The organism is Chryseobacterium sp. LJ668 (assembly GCF_019613955.1).
Taxonomy (GTDB): domain Bacteria; phylum Bacteroidota; class Bacteroidia; order Flavobacteriales; family Weeksellaceae; genus Chryseobacterium.
In genome coordinates, this window is record NZ_CP080443.1 from 223,937 (window position 1) to 245,475 (window position 21,539).

At 35.8% G+C, this 21,539-nt stretch carries 22 protein-coding genes; 13 read left to right on the forward strand and 9 right to left on the reverse strand.

Features of this window, described 5'->3' with window-relative positions; all coding sequences use genetic code 11:
- Positions 1 to 212 precede the first annotated feature (212 nt).
- From K0U91_RS01080 to K0U91_RS01095, 4 genes are read left to right on the forward strand one after another with little or no spacing between them, the layout of a single operon-like run.
- Positions 213 to 440: a hypothetical protein gene (locus K0U91_RS01080; protein WP_220180079.1), complete on the forward strand. Its 228-nt coding sequence runs from the start codon at positions 213 to 215 to the stop codon at positions 438 to 440.
- A gap of 10 nt (positions 441 to 450) precedes the next feature.
- Entirely contained in the window at positions 451 to 624 is a 174-nt protein-coding gene (locus K0U91_RS01085) for a hypothetical protein (protein WP_220180080.1), read from the forward strand.
- A gap of 17 nt (positions 625 to 641) precedes the next feature.
- On the forward strand, positions 642 to 2,159 hold the full coding sequence (locus K0U91_RS01090; RefSeq protein WP_220180081.1) for a MauE/DoxX family redox-associated membrane protein: 1,518 nt from the start codon (positions 642 to 644) through the stop codon (positions 2,157 to 2,159).
- A gap of 25 nt (positions 2,160 to 2,184) precedes the next feature.
- Complete coding sequence (locus K0U91_RS01095) at positions 2,185 to 2,460, forward strand: DUF6520 family protein (protein WP_220180082.1); 276 nt, start codon at positions 2,185 to 2,187, stop codon at positions 2,458 to 2,460.
- Positions 2,461 to 2,476: 16 nt separating this feature from the next.
- Here the strand turns inward: K0U91_RS01095 and K0U91_RS01100 are convergent, their stop codons facing one another.
- Genes K0U91_RS01100 through K0U91_RS01110 form a run of 3 tightly spaced genes read right to left on the reverse strand, consistent with a single transcriptional unit; the run spans position 2,477 to position 9,405 of the window.
- The gene (locus K0U91_RS01100; RefSeq protein WP_220180083.1) at positions 2,477 to 5,017 is read right to left on the reverse strand and encodes a S9 family peptidase; all 2,541 of its coding nucleotides are present in this window, start codon (positions 5,015 to 5,017) and stop codon (positions 2,477 to 2,479) included.
- A complete protein-coding gene (locus K0U91_RS01105) occupies positions 4,983 to 6,359 on the reverse strand; it encodes a RagB/SusD family nutrient uptake outer membrane protein (protein WP_220180084.1) in 1,377 nt (458 codons plus the stop codon). Before K0U91_RS01105 ends, K0U91_RS01100 begins: the two co-directional genes overlap by 35 nt.
- 52 nt (positions 6,360 to 6,411) lie before the next feature.
- Positions 6,412 to 9,405, reverse strand: coding sequence for a SusC/RagA family TonB-linked outer membrane protein (locus K0U91_RS01110; RefSeq protein ID WP_220180085.1), 2,994 nt, complete (start codon positions 9,403 to 9,405; stop codon positions 6,412 to 6,414).
- A gap of 670 nt (positions 9,406 to 10,075) precedes the next feature.
- Between K0U91_RS01110 and K0U91_RS01115 the strand changes: the two genes are divergently transcribed.
- Both K0U91_RS01115 and K0U91_RS01120 read left to right on the forward strand, forming a co-directional pair.
- Positions 10,076 to 10,324: a transcriptional regulator gene (locus tag K0U91_RS01115; RefSeq protein WP_220180086.1), complete on the forward strand. Its 249-nt coding sequence runs from the start codon at positions 10,076 to 10,078 to the stop codon at positions 10,322 to 10,324.
- A 348-nt stretch (positions 10,325 to 10,672) separates the two neighbouring features.
- Positions 10,673 to 10,912 carry a hypothetical protein gene (locus K0U91_RS01120; RefSeq protein WP_220180087.1) on the forward strand — a complete coding sequence of 80 codons (240 nt, stop codon included), beginning with the start codon at positions 10,673 to 10,675 and terminating at the stop codon, positions 10,910 to 10,912.
- Positions 10,913 to 10,940: 28 nt separating this feature from the next.
- Here K0U91_RS01120 and K0U91_RS01125 read toward each other — a convergent pair whose 3' ends face one another.
- From K0U91_RS01125 to K0U91_RS01135, 3 genes are all read right to left on the reverse strand, one after another.
- Complete coding sequence (locus K0U91_RS01125) at positions 10,941 to 11,696, reverse strand: hypothetical protein (protein WP_220180088.1); 756 nt, start codon at positions 11,694 to 11,696, stop codon at positions 10,941 to 10,943.
- 209 nt (positions 11,697 to 11,905) lie between these two features.
- Entirely contained in the window at positions 11,906 to 12,247 is a 342-nt protein-coding gene (locus K0U91_RS01130; protein ID WP_220180089.1) for a hypothetical protein, read from the reverse strand.
- 149 nt (positions 12,248 to 12,396) lie between these two features.
- On the reverse strand, positions 12,397 to 12,669 hold the full coding sequence (locus K0U91_RS01135; protein ID WP_220180090.1) for a hypothetical protein: 273 nt from the start codon (positions 12,667 to 12,669) through the stop codon (positions 12,397 to 12,399).
- Positions 12,670 to 12,855: 186 nt separating this feature from the next.
- Here K0U91_RS01135 and K0U91_RS01140 point away from each other — a divergent pair, with 186 nt between their 5' ends.
- The 4 genes from K0U91_RS01140 to K0U91_RS01155 all read left to right on the forward strand — a co-directional run bounded on the left by K0U91_RS01140 (position 12,856) and on the right by K0U91_RS01155 (position 15,434).
- On the forward strand, positions 12,856 to 13,797 hold the full coding sequence (locus K0U91_RS01140; RefSeq protein ID WP_220180091.1) for a hypothetical protein: 942 nt from the start codon (positions 12,856 to 12,858) through the stop codon (positions 13,795 to 13,797).
- Between the two features lies 1 nt (position 13,798).
- Positions 13,799 to 14,440 (forward strand): hypothetical protein, encoded by a 642-nt coding sequence (locus K0U91_RS01145; RefSeq protein ID WP_220180092.1) that lies wholly within the window; start codon positions 13,799 to 13,801, stop codon positions 14,438 to 14,440.
- A 98-nt stretch (positions 14,441 to 14,538) separates the two neighbouring features.
- Positions 14,539 to 14,811: a hypothetical protein gene (locus K0U91_RS01150; RefSeq protein WP_220180093.1), complete on the forward strand. Its 273-nt coding sequence runs from the start codon at positions 14,539 to 14,541 to the stop codon at positions 14,809 to 14,811.
- 422 nt (positions 14,812 to 15,233) lie between these two features.
- Complete coding sequence (locus tag K0U91_RS01155) at positions 15,234 to 15,434, forward strand: hypothetical protein (protein WP_220180094.1); 201 nt, start codon at positions 15,234 to 15,236, stop codon at positions 15,432 to 15,434.
- 175 nt (positions 15,435 to 15,609) lie between these two features.
- On the opposite strand, the gene K0U91_RS01160 is transcribed toward K0U91_RS01155, so the two are convergent.
- Positions 15,610 to 15,756, reverse strand: a complete 147-nt coding sequence (locus K0U91_RS01160) for a hypothetical protein (protein ID WP_220180095.1) — start codon at positions 15,754 to 15,756, stop codon at positions 15,610 to 15,612.
- 163 nt (positions 15,757 to 15,919) lie between these two features.
- On the opposite strand from K0U91_RS01160, the gene K0U91_RS01165 reads away from it, so the two are divergent.
- The 3 genes from K0U91_RS01165 (at position 15,920) to K0U91_RS01175 (ending at position 19,519) form a co-directional block, all read left to right on the forward strand.
- Positions 15,920 to 16,324: a hypothetical protein gene (locus K0U91_RS01165; RefSeq protein WP_220180096.1), complete on the forward strand. Its 405-nt coding sequence runs from the start codon at positions 15,920 to 15,922 to the stop codon at positions 16,322 to 16,324.
- 123 nt (positions 16,325 to 16,447) lie between these two features.
- Complete coding sequence (locus K0U91_RS01170) at positions 16,448 to 19,006, forward strand: AAA domain-containing protein (RefSeq protein WP_220180097.1); 2,559 nt, start codon at positions 16,448 to 16,450, stop codon at positions 19,004 to 19,006.
- Positions 19,007 to 19,114: 108 nt separating this feature from the next.
- On the forward strand, positions 19,115 to 19,519 hold the full coding sequence (locus K0U91_RS01175; protein WP_220180098.1) for a hypothetical protein: 405 nt from the start codon (positions 19,115 to 19,117) through the stop codon (positions 19,517 to 19,519).
- A gap of 140 nt (positions 19,520 to 19,659) precedes the next feature.
- Here the strand turns inward: K0U91_RS01175 and K0U91_RS01180 are convergent, their stop codons facing one another.
- Positions 19,660 to 19,836, reverse strand: a complete 177-nt coding sequence (locus K0U91_RS01180) for a histone H1 (RefSeq protein ID WP_220180099.1) — start codon at positions 19,834 to 19,836, stop codon at positions 19,660 to 19,662.
- An 84-nt stretch (positions 19,837 to 19,920) separates the two neighbouring features.
- On the reverse strand, positions 19,921 to 21,294 hold the full coding sequence (locus tag K0U91_RS01185; RefSeq protein WP_220180100.1) for a DUF3945 domain-containing protein: 1,374 nt from the start codon (positions 21,292 to 21,294) through the stop codon (positions 19,921 to 19,923).
- Between the last annotated feature and the right edge of the window lie 245 nt (positions 21,295 to 21,539).

Sequence of the window (21,539 nt, forward strand, 5' to 3'; positions counted from 1 at the left end):
AATGGAGATAATAGACTTTAAATGCCAAATGAAGAAATACGGTGGCGTGGTGCTTGTTTTTGGAATTTTTTATCTGCACCAATATTGAAATAAGGGCATCCTAATTTTAATATCTGCTCCGCAAACCCTTTTATCAGGCACTTCTACCGTATACCTTTGGCTTAAGAATTCTAAATAATCCGGCCGGGACTAACCACAAAAATTTTATTAAAATGAAAAAGTTAATCCCAATAGTAAGTTTAATAAGTGCATGTTTTGTACTTCATAATTGCACCAATGAAGATCATGAATATTCTATTCAAGAAGAGGTACATCATAAAGTTTCTGATGATTCTCCATTGAGTAATACAAGTAGGAGCGATTCTACTAAATCTGAAGATAATGAATTGTATCCTGATCCTCCCGTTAAAGACACCCATGACTGGATAACAAAACCTTAATCAAAATAGTATGAAAACCAATCCCCATATCTCTGTAAAACGAACTTCGGGTCAATCATGTCCGACCAGCGGAACGTGGCAGTGTATGGGGAGTTTTGTAACAACAGTCACTATTGCAAAAGGTTCGAAACTTCCTGATTACTGCGGAATCCAAGTTCAATGGATACTAATCAGTATAAATTAACGATAAAAAACATTCCCATGAAAAAGTTAATCAGCCACATTCCTTTCTCAGTAAGTTATTTTTTTGTCTTGCTTTTCTGTTATGCAGCCATCAGCAAAATGCTGGATTTTGAAAACTTTCAGGTACAGATTGGGCAGTCTCCTATGTTGAGCGCTTACGCTGGATTTGTTTCCTACGCGGTCATTGTTGTTGAAATGATTGTTGTGATTCTGCTGATTATAAAAAAAACTCAGCGTATCGCTTTGTATGCATCTACTGCGTTAATGACCGCTTTTACGACCTATATTATCATCATATTAACGTACAGTGATTTCGTTCCCTGTTCATGTGGGGGCATTCTTGAAGACTTGAACTGGACCGAACACCTGATCTTCAATATCGCATGCATTGTAATAGGAATTTTTGCCATCTACCCTACAAACGCATATACGAATTATTCAAAGAAAAGTGTTACGGTGTGTCTTTTTATCACCAATGCAATAAGCTGTTTAACAGTCATCATACTTTACATCAGTTCCGAAAATATCATTAAAGAGCACAATAATTTTACAAGAAGGTTCATGATGCATCCCATCATTGAGCATGGCAAAGTAAAATTAGATAATAAATTCTATTATTTTGCCGGAATTGATCATGATAGAGTTTACCTCGGGAACAGGAAATTCCCACAACAGATTTCAATCATTGATTCCGCAATGAATCGATTGGAAAAAAATACGGTTGAATTGGATGTTTCTAAACATTTGTACAGAAAAATAGAGATCAAAGTAGGCAACGGATATTATTACATCTATGACGGAACCGTACCCATTATCAAGAGAGGTCTATTAGGAAAATATCTTCCCTCAACTATAAGTGACAACGATGCTTACTTTTCCGAACTGGAAATTGTAAATCCTGATCATCTTGCTATAAGAACTCAAAGTAGTACCAATAAAGAACTGATTATGGGTTCAATACGACTTAATAGTCACTCTGATAAAGTCTCTCTCTATCCCAAATTTCTGGAAAAACAGACCGATGGTATATTTGACAGTGATGGAACATTAGCTGTAGACAGAGCTAACTCTCAGATACTCTATACCTATTCCTACAGAAATCAGTTTATTGTGGCAGATTCAGGATTTCAGATTCAGCGAAGACTTCGTACAATTGATACCGTTGCAACAGCAGCAATCAAATCCGTTTCGTTACCCGGAGGAATTTACAAGATGAAAAACAAACCTTTGAGAGTCAATGGAATATCCACAGTTTACCGGGGACTTCTCTTTAATCATTCCTATTTAAAAGGAAAATATGAATCGGATAAGAGGTGGAAGAAATCCAAAGTAATCGATGTCTATAAAACAAATTCAAATCGATATATCGGGAGCCTTTATCTAGAGAACGACGGTCGGGATTCTGTTTCTGACATTATTGTCACGGATCATTTTCTATACGCCATTAGAGGTAAAGAACTTCTTCAGTATCAGCTGACACAACCGATTTTAAAATACTTCGAAAAAGGCGAAGCCGAAAACCTTAACAAAGAGTAGGCACCAATACAAAATCTTTTTTATTATGAGAAAGTTCATTTTTCCTGTAGTCCTAGTATTAATGGGAACAGGTTCAGCGTTTGCTACCAAAGTGGTAAAAGAAAGCAAACAAGCCATTGAATCCGGATACCGTTTGGTGAACCACGGTGAAGGACAGTTTGAATGTATTAACACAGGGAAAGACTGTAGCACCGTTGCTGGAGGACCTGTGTGTACATGGAGTGTTGATAATACAGTGCAGTTGCGTGCAGCAGCTTCTGAGACCATGTGCGGAGAACTCTTGTACGAGATTCAGCCATAGTTAAAATGGAAGGACGCTAATAGCGTCCTTCTTTTTGTCTTTCATTCATCTCTTTACTAATCCACTCAACTTCTTTCTGACTTTTAAGGAAATAGTTCCACCATTCAATACTCCTTCTGTTAAGATCAAAAGTTTCCTTGGTCAAAATTCCTAAACTATGTTCCTGGTCTTTGTAGAACAGTGCAATAACAGGTTTTCTGTTTCTTAACAGCCCCATATAAAATACTTCAGTTTGATCCGGAGGAACATTGGTGTCTTTCGAACCGGTCCACAAAAGCATCGGAGCACTGACATTTTGCACAAAATTAATCGGATCATTACGAAAATACAGTTCCCGGTTGCCCACAAAAGGCACATCAACTTCAAACTGTCCTGTTTCAAACCTTGAATAATTAGCCATTTGAAAAGTTTTGCTGTAAGAAAAATAAAACTGTGAAAGATTGCTGACCGAAGCTCCTGAGATAAAAGCAGCGAACCGTGTTGAGTGTGTTGCAATAAAATTGGTTTCGTATCCACCCATCGAATGACCTGTCAATCCAACCTTTTCAAAATCGATACTTCTATAATCTGCAACCGCATCCAACGCTGAATGCACACAGTCAAGTGCCGCGATACCAGTACCTCTGGAATCAAAGACCACATCGGGCTGGTAAACGAAGAAATCCTGTTCGATTAAAAGTCTTTTGCTAAATCCATCCTGTCCGATTTCTCCCGCAATATACTTAGAAGAGCCCGACGACTGTTTCTGATATACCCGAACAATTAATGGATATTTCTTAGACGGATTATAATTAACAGGATAGGTTAAAAGCGCTTTTAAAGGGACACCTAAGCCGTTTTTAAAAGAGATGGTCTCTGCTCTCAGTTGTGATCCTTTTTTATCCTGCGCATTGCTTTGATAAAGCTGCACCTTCTGTTTTTGACCGGGATAAGACACAGATAATGCATCCGGGAAATTGAAATTTTCCTCAATGGTGAAAATTTTTCTGTTGCTCAAATCTGTCGCTGCCTCTTTAATCTTGCGGTCTGTTTCCGGAACAATTACTTTGTGGACACCATCTTTAAAATCAACAATTGAATTCAAGCCTTTATTCGCATTGAAAAGCCGCAATCGAATTGGTCGATCGACAACTATACTGCTAATCTGAAACTTTGTTTTCAGAAGAGAAAATCCAACCGTGCTTACTTTATCGGCAATCATAACCTCAGCATTCTTTGAAACTTGAAGAGATCTGAGGGAATTGCTTTCAAGATGATAGGTATAAAGATCTGTCTTACCACTAAAAAAAAGATTTTGATGATCATTTGCAAATACTGGAGAATGAAGACCAGGCTCTCTGATCAGGTTAAAGCTCTTTTTTTGTAGATCATAAACCTTCCATGCTTTATCTTTTCTGCTGTAAGAAACTGCATACCTCCCATTCTCCGATGCTGTTATTTCTGACGATTCAGGAAAAATCAATGTAGATTTTTTTTCAAGCAGGTCATACACATACAAATCATACAATGGACTTCCATGTACATAATCATATGCTTCCCTGTTGGAAAAAGCCCAGATGTAGCGACTGCTGTTCAAGGCTGCAAACACCTCAAATGAATGGGTTGGAAGTTTTTGTACATTGCCTGATACAGCAATCAAATGCCAAAACCTGTAAACTGTTTTGTTATTTTTTCTAAATCGGAGATCCTTATCATTACCATACCAAACATCAACCATAGGATTATCTGCAACCGAAGCAGTAGAATCCGCAGCAATCAGAAAGGATTCTCCGTCATTAATTTCTGTAACTTTTATGGTTCTTTCAGGGATAAGCTGAATTTCTTCAGGTGCATATACCCTGCCGGTCATGCAATGGATCATCTTCAATGATCTTTTATCACCTGATGCATTTCGCTCACGGATACTAAGATATTTGCCTGATGGCATTAATTCTATTTTTTCTACAACACCACGACCCCGATAAAGAACCACTGCTCTTTTGCCATTCCAGCAAATGATCTCGTACGAAGCCTCTGATGTTCGACGCGTGATCAGAAGTTTCTGCCGATCTCCCGTAATCATTTGAATACTGTCCATTTCAGCTAAAACTTTAGCCCTTTCATTATAAACCGTCAACAAATTCTGATGATCAACAATAAAATACTCTTTCGCATCTTTAATGATTCCGCCATTTTTAACAGATGAATAATTCATTTTGATACCGGTTTTCTGATCGGTAAATACTGCTTTTGAATTGCCAAAAGCAAATAGATAGTGACTCCCCAAAAAAGATTTAGTGATGTTAAATCCAACCAAAGTATCGATGGGCATTTTTATGGAAGATGAAAAGATCAGCAACGTATCCGGATTCCCCAAATATGATTTGTTAACTGTAGCAAAACTTCCATCATCATTAATCATTAAGCTGTTGAGGGATGAAAAGCGGGATACCCATTCTTTCATTCCCTCGTCAGTCAGTTTTTGTGCAGACGGAAACATGACTCCACAAAATAGCAATATGATAATACGCTGAAACATCATGTTAATATCCTGGGTTTTGTGGTTTAAGATTTCCATTGAGCAGTAATTCTTTTTGCGGTATTGGCCAGAATCTATGATACTCTTTCCAATTAGGTTTGGTTGTGGTCAACTCACCGAGCTGATTATTTCTTTTGAGATCAAAAAATCGATGCCCCATCTCCGTGAAGAATTCACGACGGCTCTCCCGAAGTATTTCTTCCAGCAATACAATTTGAGCAATAGATGGACTGAGCGCAGCAATCCCTGCACGCTGCCTGGTCTTATTGACAAATGGGAGCGCTTCTGAAATTTTATTTTGCTGAGCGAGTGCTTCCGAAAGCAGTAAATACACCTCTTCAAGCCTGAAAACGACAGAATATTCCGTAGTATTAGCAGAACGCAGTTTATACTTTTCCGCACGGTACCAGGTATTTCCTGCTACAGTCACCGCTGCCATCCAGTTTTGTTTACGAAGATCCCCTGAAGGAAAAGCACTGATCAGCGATGGCGTCAATGAATAAGAAGTTGGCGCAGCATTCACAAAATAGTACAGGGACGCTTCTTTTGTGGCATCTCCTGAATTTTTAGGTTTCAACTGCCATAGGATATGAGTTCCCGATTTTTGAAAGACCTTGGTAATATCATTCTGAAACTGGTACAAGGGGCTTTGAAGAATAACCTTTAAAATCGCTTCCGCCTGAACAAAATTCTTCTGCTCCATATACACTTTGGCAAGAAGAAGCTGTGCTGTTTTTTTATTGATAAAGATTCTCTCTGCATTTCTGTACTGATCGTTCAGTAAAGGGACCGCCTCTGAAAGATCACTTTCAATTCTTTCCAAAACTTCCTGTGATGGCGTCTTGGTGATGGTCTGATTGATCAAATAGTTAGTCGTTACAGGATAAGGGATATCCCCATAGATCTGCTGGAGATACAACAGGAGAAGAGATCGGATGGCTAATGTTTCGCCTACAATTCGTGCTTTATCTGCGGTCGAAATACCGCTTGAATACTCCATTCCTTCAAGAATACTGTTGGCGTAAAATATTTTCTGATAAGCAACCGTCCAGAATGTATTGACAGGAGTACTGGAATCAATTAGCGTGTTGGTGAATATTTCGGGAAAGCCATTGTTGATGGCTGTCTGGTGGTAGGTCAAATCATCGGTATAGATTCCCAAAAGTACCCCTGACTGATTGCCTGATACTGGGGAACTGTCCCAAAGACCAGCATAAAGTCCTGATAGTGCTGCATTGGCGGTCTGTACATCGTTGAATATATTTTCAGTGTTGATTTGATTCTGCGGAAGATCTGTTTCAATCATTTTTTCGCAGGCGATTCCCGCCATAAGGATGCTCAGCATACCTCCATATTTTATTAAGTGAATGAGTGATTTCATTTTCTTTGTTTTGATTGTTGAATTTGTAAGTATTGTAATTTCCTTTACACCGTTACAGCGAAAGCGTTGCTCCAAAGGAATAGGTTCTGAGCGGAGGCAGAAAACCAACCGATGAAAATTCAGGGTCTATTCCAAAGTATTTCGTCCAGGTGTAAAGGTTTTGTCCCTGGAAGTACAATTTAACTTCTCTGAATATTTTACCTTCTAAGGGAACACGATACGCCAGCTGTACATTTTTCAGTCTTATAAATGAGGCATCTGACACCGTCGCATCACTGACCTGAAAAAGCTGATGAGAAGCTGTGGGCGAAACGTGATAAGGCATATACATTCCGTTAGGATTTTCCGCAGACCATACATTGAGCGCTTCTACTGGAAGATTATTCATCTGACCCGGAGAAGCCATAATACTGTTGTAATTGCGGCTCTCCTGTTTGACAAACTGTAACAGCACGGACAGATTCCAGTTCCCGTATTTAAAATCATTGGTCAATCCACCATAGAAACGCTGACCGATATTCCTGATCACCTGCCGGTCATCGGGTGAAGAAATTTTTCCGTCACCGTTAAAATCAGTAAAGGCATACTGTCCGTTGGTGGCATTGATGCCGTTATGCTGATAAAGCTTGATGATGCTTACAGACTGACCCACAACATAGGTATTGGCATACGAAGAACCTTCAAGACCGGGAAACGACAAAAGCTTGTTTCTCGGAAAACTGATATTAAATCCTGCATCCCATGTAAAGACATCCCCTCGGAGAAGGTCCCCTTTCACATCAAACTCCCAACCCTTATTTTGTACGGTCGCACCCAAATTGGCAAGTACCGACGTAAATCCTGTTACTGCTGAAAGCTGATAACCGAGAAGCTGGCTTGATGACCGGTTGTCATAATAAGCAGCCGTCAGATTAAGCCTGTTCTTAAAGAGAGCCAATTCAACAGCAGTTTCGAACTTCAGGGTTTTTTCCCAGCTGAAGTCAGGATTGAAAAGCTTTGAAGGAAGCAATCCCACTACTCCATTATAGATAAGGGTTGACGTGATGTATGTGTTGAGATATTGGTTTTCACCAATGTTGTCACTGCCTGAAGAACCATAGCTCCCTCTTAGTTTACCGAAACTCAGCCATGAACTTTCTTTAAGTAAATTCTCCTTCGAAAAAATCCATGCGGCTCCAACCGCTCCGAAAGTCGCAAACTTGTTATTGGGTCCGAACCTGCTGCTGCCATCCCTCCTTCCGGTCAGATTGAGAATATATTTTCCTGCATACTGATAATTGATTCTGCCGAACAATGCCGCATATCGGTATTCGGTCGTCACATCATCAGAAACCACTTTGGTCTGTGCCGCTCCGATATTATTGATGAAAACATTGCTTTCAAATCCCAAACCCTGAATCGCAGCACTGGTATTGGTATCACGCTGATACGTTCCTCCTGCCAACAAATCAACCTGATGATTACCAACCTTAAAAACATAATTGATCTGCGGTTCAATAATCATCGAAAAGCGGTTTTGATTGCTCTTTGATGATGCAGACTGTGCTGAGGTCATCCCAGAGGACGGATTATTGGCAGTATGCGGACGAAGAGACCATTCTTCAAAAGCCTGATAGTTGATTCCACCATTTACTCTCAGGGTAAGGTTTTTCACTACTTCATAGGAAGCATTAATATTGTTCAGGAACTGCATCTGATCATTATTATACGTATTCCTGTACGCCGCCAAAGGATTATTGAAGGTATTGTTCTCCCAGTTCAACTGACCGTTGCTATCATACAATGCAGGTGCATTGGGCGCAAGCAGATACGAAGTAGTGGTCATATCCGAAGTCAGTACATTATTATCCAATGATGAAAAAAGATTAGACATATTGAAACTGAACTTACGGTCAGTCGAACGATGTGCAATATTTCCGGATATTGTATTGGTTCTATACCTGAAATCCTCTCCGAAAACCGTGGTCTGTTGATTATGTCCCAAGCTCAGCAAATAAGAAGTGTTTTCACTTCCACCGCTGAGGGAAAGCTGCGTATTGGATAAAACCGCTTTTTTCCCGATGAGTTCCCTGCGCCAATCCGTCATTCTACCCTGATCCCAGGTTCCGTTGACATCATAGGCATTGGCAGGATAAGTGCTGATGTTGTCATTAACAAAAGCCTGTTTTCGCATGTTGATGTACTGTTCCGTATTCATCATCTGCAATCCCGATACAGCATGACTCATTCCGTAAGACGAATTAAGGGTCAATCTCAAATTCCCTTTCTTGGCTTTTTTAGTCGTAATCAATACAACACCATTCGCCCCTCTCGATCCGTAAATCGCTGTTGCATCAGCATCTTTTAAAATCTCAAAGCTTTCAATATCATTGGGATTAATGCTGTTTAGAGGATTGATGTTGGCTTGGGCAAGGACTGATCCGGCATAACGGGAATTCACTCCACCTCCTATCGGAACGCCATCCACAATATACAGCGGCTGATTCCCATCAATCTCAGAATTGCTTCTGGTACGCAGTGAATTTCTGCCTCTGATCTGAATATCAAAACCACCTCCCGGTGTTCCCGAGTTCTGCGTAATCGAAACCCCACTCATCCTGCCCTGTGCCGCAGCAAGGACATTCGTGACGGGTTGGTTTTCGATGTCCTTAGCGGAGATCTTGGCAATGCTACCTGTTCTTTCTTTGTCTTTGACTTTATAGTAGCCGGCATTGATCACCACTTCTTCGATGCCTTTGACTTTTGGGTTGAAGTTGAGGTTGACTCTTTCTTTGCCGTTGGGATAGATTCGCTGTTCTGCATATTCAGGATGTCTGAAGATGAGGACAGGGTTTTCTCCTGTAATCTGGAGCTGATAATTTCCTTGTGTATTGGTGACAGCGGTTTGATCACTTCTTTCCTCAGAGACAGAGACTCCTGAAAGAGGCTGGTCATTCACGGTAACTTTCCCCGTGATGGTCTTGGTCTGAGCCTTTAGGTTGCCGCAAATAAGGGTCAACATAAAGGCAAAGCCAATACTTCCTATAGTATTATAGGATTTTTTCATAATTTTGTAAAGTTTTTAATTAAACGATTCAATCCAATGCTCCTCCCAAACGTTTTAGTCAGCTAATGGGAAGGGGCTTTTTTTATTGAATACTTTTCTTCTCAGGCTGAGCCTGACGAAGTGCTATTTCATTTTTTATAATATCACTACCGGATTCATGTATTTGAAAACAAAACTTTCCTAAGTGCCTTTTGGTTTGAAAAAGGACATGGTGAGGTCTTTGAGCAGTGACCAAAAGACACCGGAAAGCATTAATTAATATGAATGAAAATTTGTCCAAATAAGCTTAAAAAGCCGCAATAGGTTGTACACCCTATTGTATCATGTCAAGATACTCTATGTGGTGAAGCGGGCTTAGATTTTTATGTAGAAATGAGCGAACTGCATTGAAAGAAAAACGGCATGGAACTCTACATATCCAATTCGGGGTACTGGTATACCTTACATACAGATAAGAGAGCCCACGCCTAGGTCGTGAGCTTCCTGCTTATCATCTCGTATGTTAAAAATTACCAGTTTTCGAATTTGAGATTCTAAGCAATAGCTTCTATTATTCTTTGAAGTATCGCAAAGTTACATTTCAGTAACCTATTTTACAAATATAATAATATTTTATCATTGCGCACAGAAAACCGCACTATTTTTTTACTCTTTCTTTTAATTTGTTACAATGGACGATGAGAAAGACATAATTATTACTATTTGTAAGTATATTTATACAAACTGGATTTCACAGGCGGAATCACAGAGGGAGTTTGCGTCTAGATGCGGTATAGAAGAAAGTACTGCCAGAAGAATTAAAAACATTGCATTAGGTACCTCAAAGACCGACTATAATATGTCTTTAAGAACTTTAATTAGAATTTGTAAAAAACAAGAAATAAGTTTAGAAGATTTTTTCGGAAATATAAAAAGCTAAAATCCTGATGATGTCAGGATTTTCTTTTTTGTCTTACTCGTTTTTCTCTAGTTTTCATAAAGAAATTCCAAAAAGAAGTAATAAGAGAATCAAAAAATCAGACTTTCTGCACAAACTACCAGAATGAACTAGCCGAACTCCTTAGTGTTTCAAAAAGACAAATCTATTACTGTATATCATCAAGAAAAAATGGAATAGTACTTAGACAGATTCCACAGCAGACAATGCAAATCTTCTTTTAAAGCAAATTGTAGACTTTTAATATCACCAAAAGTTTTTGAGTTTAATTTTTTGCGAGTTTAATTTTGTATCTCATTTATTTGCTATGTTTGTAAAAACAATTAACACATGGAATTACAAAACATTCTCAGAATTTCTAATGCTATAAATGAAAATACTATCAAAGTAGGTAAAACTATTGATAAAACGTTTGATAATACGACTTACACTCATAAAAAATTAGAGCAGTTGGAAAAGGATATCTCGTATATCCATAGTAGCTTGGATCAGATCATTTCAAATCAAGGGTTATTAAATAGTAATTTAATAAAAATTGCAAACTCAATCGCTGAATTAAAGATGAAATAAAATAAAGACCTCAATTAAGAGGCTTTTATTATTTGTTTTTTGTGTTTTCAGTTTTTGTCTTAACTGCTTCGGGTTTAATCATAGGTCGGATAGTAGTTTTCCCACTTTGCTTAACTGCAATTGGCTGACTTGTAATGACTTTTCGTGGATCAATTTTCGGTTTTTCTGCCATGGATGTTGATTTTTGGTAGTTAAGTATTTCCTTATAATTTTTCAATTCAAATTTTGTGTTCTCATTTCTATTTTCAAATATAACAAATCCAGCAGTTAAAACATAAAAAAATGCCGCTCCTAATAACCAAAGAAAGTTAAAATAATACTTTTTTCTCTTTTCCCTATATGCTTTAATATTAAATGCTAAAGCAATTTCCTGTTCCCTAAGATAAGTGTGGTTGACATATTCATTCAATAAAGCTTCCTCATCTGTCGTTGGATCATCAGAGATATTTAAGTTTATCCTATAATTTTCTAAGATTGTTGTATAAAAGTATTCTGGTTCATGTATGTAGAGTACATCTTCGGGTCTATGAAATAAATAAGTGTATTTGATTGCAAAAAACAAGCAAATAAGTAAGGATAGAAAAGAACAGGAGAATACAATATTAAATCCTTCTAATTTAGCATCAATAAAATATTTAAATAATTCGATTATATAAACAAATATAAACGAATAAAGGACTATTAGAATGTTAAATTTACTTTCTATTTTACTATCCAATTCGTAATAAAAATCCAGTTGTTTAAGGTTAGTTTCAAGCTTACTCTCAAGGTCAAAAATTTTCATAGATATAATGGGTTAAATATTTCCTAAAACTTGAATTATAAGCCAACTGCGGATCTGCAAATTACGAAATTTAGCCAATACATATAATTCTCAGCTTTGTATTTATCATCTTTTTTCCAAGCAATTGGTTCTTTCAAATAATTTAAAAGGTTAATAAAGCCGTTTGCTGTTTTTTGTGAGACGGTCGTATTCGGTCTATTCTGGCGAGGTTATGCTCCTGTTGATTCTTCAGATAATAACTTCTCTAATTTTTCAATAATGTCTTTCACTTCTTGCTCAAGGTTTGCTCTGCTAAAAATGCTTATAAAATATCCTCGTCTATCAAAACCCTCTGGTCTCTCACCTCCTGAAGCTATTCCCAAAACTTTATCATTACTTTTTAGCCAAATTTCAATCATTCCTGAAGCATTATCCATTACCCGACTACCTTCTTTTCTGATTTTTGCATTTCTTCCGTTTCTATAATCATGATAAGCATCCCGATATTGCTTATTAAAATGCCTTAAGGATTCAATAGCTAACTGAATATCGTCTTTTTCTTCTTGTTCCATTTGTGGTTATTTTTTATTTTCTTGGTTATTTTCAAACACAGTGATATTGTATTTTTCTCTCCGAATTTGATATTAAAAGGATTAGTCTTTATTTGGTAAACTTTCATGATCTTTTATTCTGTCGTAGTAGGTGTGTTCTGCAGATGTCACTAATGGTTTAGTAGATGTCCATATTTACTTGCCTTAAACTCATCAATAAACTTTTTATACTCGTTCATGTTTAATATATCAACCTTTTCGATAGCAAGATAATCTTCGGTTTCAGTTAATTCATGGTCGATTTTCATATTTTTAAATGAAACATTATAGATTGAGTCAAGATATTTCTTTACTTCCTTTAGCTCGATGCTTCTACAAGGCAAGAGCTTGAAATCTTCTCCTGCTGGAACAGCAAAATGACCTGTAATTTGAATTTCGTTCATGTTTATTGTTTTAGTTTATCGAATATACAAAAGATTAATCACTCAATAGTTAATTTGTTCATATTTCCATAGAGCTTTTGCAAGTATTCTAAAGCCTTTTCCGCATCATTCTTACTGAAAGCTTATTAGTATATTCCTGAGATTATGTAAGTTTTTTAATACTTTTTTATTATAAATTTCTTATGGATGAAAAATTATTATAAATTTACCATTGCAATGGAAGATAATAATATTAAGATCAAATTAGACTTGGCTGAAAATGTTGATGTCGAGTTAGATAAGATGTCAATTACGGCTTTAGAGTCGTTTTTGAAAGTCACCAATGCGTTAAAAAACATTGCAGCGGCTGTATCTGAAAATGTTGTCTTCTCGATTGAAAAAGGTTCTGCGGCGGCTGTAGTCCATGGTTCTAAATATGAAATTCAGACGATTTATGGGAAAATAGATGAAGCCATAGAAGGTAAATCAGACGATGGAATTATTACTAAAAATCTTCGTGATATTCAGAATGAAATTAAGAACGATGTTTTACAATATCAATTTTTTTATTCCAATATTAAGCTAGAGGAAAGAATTAAGAACGCCACTAAGATCAAAAAAAAATCTAAATACAAATCTTATAGAAATGAATTTAGAATTCTTACCGGTAAATTTAATGAGGTAGGTGGGCAAACCATCAATTATCATTTAGAATATCCTGGTGGCGGTCAGGAAACTATTGATTGTACAATTTCTGAAGCTTTAGAACTTAAAGATTTTTTATTTCAAAATATATCATGTTTAGTAAAAAAGAAGATTGCTGAAAATGATATAGCAAAACCAACTTTTATTCATTGCACATTTTTAGCTGCAGATCAAATTTCACGTTTTAGAAATTTTGTTGATCTATTACAGGAGAAAGACGATATTATTGATAGATTAGATTTAATATATGATTTTTTTGATAGCTCTCCTTCAGTAATTGCTGATATGGCTGCCATGTTAAAAGCCTCCATAAATTTATTTGATGATATCAATGAATTAAAAACCTTACTGATTATAAGTAAGGGCATGAAAGATAATGAACACATAAAAAATATAAGAAATAGTGTACTAAGTAATTTTGAACTTCAAATGAACAAACTGTAATATGTTGGAGCTCATAAATACTGCCACAGAAAAAAATTATAAAAGCGATTTCATTGCAATAGGTTGTTGGAAAGATGGCGATGGAAACCCTTTTCATTCTGTATTTATTATAAAGTATAATAATGAAACATATCAGTATCATTACACCGGGGAAGATACTGATGCTATCAAATACAATAAAGATATAAGATCAAATTGTTATCATAAAATTACTTTTACGATTCATCCACACATCATTCCTTCATTTATAATGATGTGCAAACAAATTCAAAAAAAGGCAAATCCTAGATATGGTTTCTTTTATACAGGTGAATATTTTGACTTGAATGGTCAACATTTTTCTGAAAAGGAGATTGGTCAAACAATGACATGTACAGGGTTTTGCCTGAATGTTCTCAAAGGATTCTTAGAAGAGAATTATATTGATTATACTGAGTGGACTGAAGAAACCCATCAGGAGTATAATTATTTACAAAATTTTGCTGACGATCATGGTTTGAATGTTGAAGATATTGCAGAATCTCATCGCAGAATTTCACCCTTAGATCTGATATGCTCTGCATATTTTGCAGATTTACCAATAAAAAAAGAAAGTATTAATTCAAAAAAAGAAGAGGTATCTACTTACTTAGAATTTTCTTAAAATATATTCTTTTTTATATTCTTTTTGAAAACCATAAACATTTAATATAAGTATATTTTCGTAGCTTTATCATACTAATTCAAATAAATAAACGATATATGTCTTTAGTTTTTGACACAAAAGAAAAAAAGTTAATGCTTGCAGCTATTGACTTAGCTAAAAAAAATCACGAAGATAAGGAAGACTCCGATTACTTGGATCTGGTTGAAATAGAAAATGAAGTTATGCTCGAAAATATTTTTCTATCGAGAAAACAAATCAGCCATATCGAAACCATTACAGGACCACTTTTAGATTTCCCTGAAGAGTATGAGCAAATGGATATATATGATTTGGAAACAAAACTTCTTGATTATGTAGAATTACCATAATTTGTATATTTACAACATGATTTTTCAAAAAGTCATAAACATTATTATCAATGCGGATTACTTGAGCACTCCTCATTTTTGTGTAATAAATATTACAAATCCTATATTTGTGATATTCAGGGGCGTCTTTATAGAAAAACAAGATTATTTTCTCACATCTTATAGAATGTATTAATCTAGCAGAATCCAACCACATAAAAGCTGCCGAAGAAAAACTTGCTAATCATTATACTTCTAAAGAAATACAACAAAAGCAAAAGAGAAAAGAAACAGATAAGTTTATGAGTCATTGGAAAGATAGAAAACCTATTGTAAACAAAGATTTTCCAGCTCAAGGAACCGAAGAGGAGTAAGAGGAATTCACTCTAGAACGCTATGCCGTTAGATTTTTAACGAATTGGAAAAAAAACAATTATGGACAGATGGCTAAGCATATTTGTTTATTCTCTAAAGGAGATAATTTTGGAAAGGAAGCTGGGCGGGTTCGAAAAGTTTTTGAGCAAAGAAACTTAAAGGATTTTAAAATAATATCAGTTGAATATAAAGCTCCCGCAATTGCAGAAGTCAAAGTAAACGTGATGATCTTATTCAAAGAAATTGAATATAGAAAAAAATATTATTAAGATTGCTGTATCAGAATGAACAAAGAGAAAATAAGAGTTATGGTTAAGTAGGAGGTGTTTGTAAATATATGGATTCTTTCTTCTTTCATAAGATAGAAATGCTAGATTATGAGGTGTAATAGAATCATATTTAAAAAAGGCTCATCTTTCGATGAGCCTTAACATTAGGCAATCATTACAGTCTAGCGCAGTGTGAACATAATGGCTTACCGCCAGTTCCGCTCCGCTTGTTTTCTGTTTCAATATTGTTACCCTCCGTACAAGAAGTGTTGTTGTGGTGTACGGTTTGTTTGATGCTGTGAAAAGCTGTTGTTTTTGCCATAATTATTTTATTTATTTGTTAGCATTGTAAAAGTGGTCATTAAATAAATATAGTGTTTACGGGAATCCTCATTTCGATACATTTTTTAAAAAAAATTTTTATTATCAAATTTTTTATCAATACCTTATTATTTTAGTAAATGAATAACTTGTAAATTTAGCAGATGGCAGTAATATTAAAAATCGAAGTTTTAGAAGCTTTAAAAGAAAAAGTTATTGGAAATTTACCATTTGATGTAAATCAAAAAATTTACATAAGCGACCATATCTCTGCAAGAGATTTACTTCAGTTTTTTATAAAATCTACGAACTCTGATGATTTTAAAAATATAAATATTCTCTCACCCTCTTTAGATACAGCAGATGACTTTGTAAAATTTACAAGTGATTTAATTAAAATTAAGTTAATCACAGCAATGCTACAAGCTGCAACACAAATGGAATTAATTTCTGACAGCATGACACATGACGAAAAAATTAACTTCTTAATCGATCTTAAAAATTTAGATAATATTGCAACAATTAATAGTATTATATCTGATACATTGGAAAATGATCTTATACACTAAAACTATAAAGTTTTGAGTTCATTTCTTGAGATCTACGACAATGATAGCATATTAAATTATAAAACTGCCTTACTTTAGAATTTATACTGCTTGAAAATTTATTAAAATTGTAATCATCTACCAATGCACAAAAACACTTCTCCACAACTAAAATCCCAAGCCATCTACATTGACGGCAATGAAAGAACCGATGAAATAGAATCTTATTCTTTTGAGGGCGGTAAGTGTGTAGTGGTCTATAAGAATAACGGTAAATCTTATTCATATCATCAAAACAAAATTCAAATTGTAAAATCTGCTCTAAAAACCCAAAAAGCAGAAAATATTTTCAGTTATTTTAAAGAAATTGCAGAGACCATTGGTTTGAAAACAGAGGAAGGAAATAATATTCTTGCCGACAGCTACGAAAGAATATCTTTTATTCCAGAGACTTTGATTCTTTCCAACTATTTTAATAAAAAACAACCGGAGAAAAATGAACGATCCTCTCCTATTGAGATTTTTCCATTTGGTTTTAATCTCAGTCAAAAAGATGGGGTGAATAATGCTTTTTCCTACCCTTTAAGTGTTATTGAAGGTCCTCCCGGAACAGGAAAAACACAGACTATCTTAAATATTATTGCCAATGCAGTGATGAACAATCAAACTGTGGCGGTGGTTTCAAGCAATAATTCTGCAACCAAGAATGTTTTTGAAAAACTGGAGAAGAATGGAATCTCTTTTATGGCGGCACTTTTAGGAAGTTCTCAAAATAAAAAAGAGTTTATAGAATCCCAAACTGAGATCCCTGATTTGTCAGATTGGAGTTTATCTTTTGAAGAAGCAAGTGCACTTCAACAATCCAATACCCTACTTTTTGCCCAGCTTTCAGAAAAACTGGAACTCAAAAATGAGCTGGCTTACCTGAAACTGGAGATTGAAAATATAGAAACTGAATATCAGCATTTCTCTTTCGCTAATACTTTGTTTGCAGAGGTTCGTTTTAAAAAGAATGTCAGTTCAGATCAGTTACTTTCACTTTGGATCACGATTGAAAACTACGAGCAATTGGGTAAAAAATTCAATTGGTGGCGAAAATTGACTTTTCCTTTTCTGTATGGTGTAAGAGATAAAAACTTTTATGAACTGTCTTATCAGGATTTAATCAGATTAGTTCAGTCGAAATATTACACGACAAAAATTTCAGAACTTAAGTTGAAGCGACAGGATTTAGAATCGGCATTGCAGGATTTTTCTTTCGATGAAAAAATGAAAGATTATACAGACGTTTCGATGCAATTGTTTAAGAATATCCTTCATAAAAGGTATAACGGAAAACAACATAAGGAATATACAGAGCGTGATCTTCGCTCAAGATCACAAGAGTTCATCGAAGACTATCCGGTGATTATGAGTACAACCTATTCACTCAGAAGAAGTCTTGCTGAGAATGTGATGTATGATTTTGTCATTATTGATGAGTCTTCACAGGTAGATCTGGCAACGGGGGTATTGGCTCTATCCTGTGCTAAAAGAGCGGTGATTGTAGGAGATTTAAAACAGCTTCCGAATGTGGTTGATGCTCAGACGGCACAAAAGACGGATTTTATTTTTCAGAGCTATCAGCTTCCTGAAGCGTATCGTTATTCCAACCATAGTTTGCTTTCATCGATCACAGAAATGTTTCCTGATATTCCTAAAACGCTTTTAAAAGAACATTACCGCTGCCATCCTCAGATTATTGATTTTTGTAACCGCAAATTTTACGACAACCAGTTGATTATTTTATCCGAAGCGAAAACAGACCGGAATCCTTTGGTCGTCTATAAGACTGTGGCAGGAAATCATGCACGGGAACGAATGAATCAACGGCAGATCGATGTCATTACCCAAGAGATTATTCCACAGCAAAGTCTTGAAGATGTAGATTTTGGAATCGTAACGCCTTACCGTAATCAGACTTCTGCGTTACAAAATACCTTTCAGGGAACCCAAATCAAAGCTGATACGGTAGACAAATTTCAAGGAAGAGAAAATGATGTGATTATTCTTTCCACGGTAGATAATGAAATATCAGATTTTACTGATAATCCGAATCGTTTGAACGTTGCTATTTCTAGAGCAAAAGATCAGCTGATTCTGGTTGTCAATGGAAATGAAAGTGAGAAGGACAATAATATCTCTGATCTTATTCGGTACATCGACTATCACAACTTCGACATTGTCAAAAGTGAGCTCCACTCTATTTTTGATCATCTGTACAAAGGGTATGAAGAGAAACGAAGAGTCCTCCTATCAGGTCAAAAGAAAAAATCGGTTTTCGATAGTGAGAATTTAATGTACCTGCTCATCAATGAAGTTTTATCCCATGATGAATTTTCCAAATACGGTGTGGTTCTTCATTTTCCTTTAAGAAATCTTCTGCTGGATTTTGACAAACTTTCAGAAGAGGAAGAGCGATACGCTAAACATCATGCTACACATCTTGATTTTCTTATTTATAATAAGCTCGGTAAAAATCCTGTTTTGGCAATAGAAGTGGATGGGTATGAATATCATAGAAAAGAAAGCCTACAAGGTGAAAGGGATCAAATGAAGAATGAGATTTTGGAGAAGTATAGAGTTGCTTTACTGAGATTTTCTACAACAGGTAGTGGGGAGAGGGAGAGGTTGATTGATGCACTAAAAACGGTAAGAAAATAATTTCTTCTAATTACGGATTTCCGTATTTTATTTTGTTGTTATTGATTTAGATTTGTAAGTGTTCTCAATGAGATAAAATATCTAACAAATTTAAAATCAATACTAACCATGAAAAAAAAACTACTCTACCTAACGATCTTACTATCGTTAATTTCTTGTACAACAAATTACTACACCGTTTTATTATCTGAAGATACTCCAATATACGGAAGTAGTAATAATGAAAGTATTGTAACAACAATACCAAAAGACACTCAATTTTTCATTTCAACTAAAGCCAATAAGAAAAATTACAAAAGAATAAAATGGGACAATTATTTGGGCTGGGCATATAATCCAAGCTATACAACTTACAGTTCTTATACATCCTCTACCACGTATAACTCAACCAAATCAACTTCATCTTTCACACCACGTTCTAGTTCTGGTGGTTCTGTGCAAGTAAAGGGATATACAAGAAAAGATGGAACCTATGTAAGACCTCACACTAGAAGTGCACCGAGACGTAAGTAATGCAATTACGGTAAGATGACAAGTAAACGAGACCATTTATGAGTGTGATCACCTTTTATTTTATCTCATAAAATGTAAAATTTTAAGTAGATAAATAAGAAACCTGCACTAAATGCAGGTTTTGTTTTTCTTATAATAATTTATTTCTTTGATTCCTCAACAGAAACTTTTCTGAAATCCTTAAAAAGTTTGCTCAGTTCTAATGCTGATTTTCTTGCTCTTGTTCCAGCAGCTTTATTTCCTTTTTCAGATTGCTGATTTGCTTCAGTTGAAAATGCTTCAAATTCAGCATTGATTTTTTCGATAAGTTCTTTCATAACGTGATTGTATAAAATTTAATTGAATGACAAATATATTATTTTTTTTAAGTTTCACATGGGTTTCACTCTTGTTTAGAAAGTTTACATTTTGTGACCGTTAGATTTAACAACAGAATTTTTATTGCCTTCACCTAGTTTCTTCGGATTCTTAAAAGAAAACTCAAACTTCCCAATGTTCTTATCGAAACTGATGTAGCCTTGGTATTTTTTGCCTTTGCTGTCGGTGAGTCCGTTGATGTAGGAGGTCTCCCCTGCTTTGAGTTTTTCGATCTGCCATTTATGGAGAGGTTTGCCTCTGAAGGTGGCGGGTACTTCTGCTTTGATGGTATTTTGGAGGTTTTTATGTTGTAGCTGCAGTTGTAAGCCTTTGATATTTGAGTTGAATAGAAATTCCACATATCTTTTTTCTGCATTGAACTGAACCATAGCATTGAACAATGTGCCTCTTTTGGAGATCATGTTTTCAATGAATAAAGGTTTGCCTTCTTTGAGGGTTTTCTTTTGTTCGTCGTTCAAGGTGACTCCGCTTAGGACTAATGGAAGCCTTATATGTTCTGCTCTTAATGCGATGAGTTCATTGGTCAGTCGGTCTCTGCTGATAACGGATGGGGTCAGTTCATCGGTCATTGGGTTGATCAGGTTGACGATCCTGCCCATGTTCCCGGTTTCAAGAAGATTGTGTCGGTCTTCTTGGGTGAACTCATGACCAAATAGCTTTGTGGTAAAATCAGGTTCTTTTCTGACGGGATGAATGCGGACCTCAAGATATCCGACATCGTTGAGTCGTAAGGAAAGTCTGACATCCATGGCGGTTTTGATGGTTTCCTGATTAAATGTAATGGGAATCAAGGTGGGTGTTTTATATCCTTTAAGTAAGGGTTCTAATGCGTTGAGATATTTCAGTTTCTCTTGATTGAGATTGAGCTTGCTCATAATATTCCAGTCAATCTGTTCCGGGAGATAGCGGTACTGCTGTTCTTTAATGTGAGGTTGGATACTTTTACTTTGTTGGAACTGGGTGAGTTTATTTTGACGGTCTAATTGTGCTTGGACTGCATCAATGGAAACCGCATAGTCTTTGAGTTGGTCGATTTCTTTTACGGATGCTTGGTCGATGTAGTTTTGAAGGTCTTGGGCTATTTCTTTGGCTTCGTATTCGGTGATTTTGAAGAAAGTGAAATCTTCCGGGTTTTTTAACTGGTGGTAGAAGTCTGAATAGAATTGGGTGAAAGCATCTTCTTTTTGGTTGATTTTTAAGATGGGATTCGAGTATTCTTGGTTAGGTGCTGTGTGATTGATCGTTCCGTCTGGATTGATGTTTTGGACGAGGCCGATGGTGTTGCTGTTGTTGTGGAGAACCAATAAGGTGTCCGAGGATGGTGTGTTTTGCGTTTGGTTGTGGTTTTGGTTTTGATGATGATCTTTTTTTGGATCCTGATTTTTATCTGTTTCCATTATATGCTTGATTTAGTGAAGATCTAAACTAAGCGGTATTTTCAGAGTTGATAATTTTTTAGTATTTGATGACTTTAATTGGAAGGTGCTGCCCCATATTATTTTATTAAAACAAAGTAAGAGTAGAATAACATTTGTAGCGTTTATCGGACTAGTTAATCCAATGAGAAACTTAGATGAGACTACACTGCCATTGATGCGACAATTTAGATCTTACATTCACAAAATACGTACATTTGAGTGTT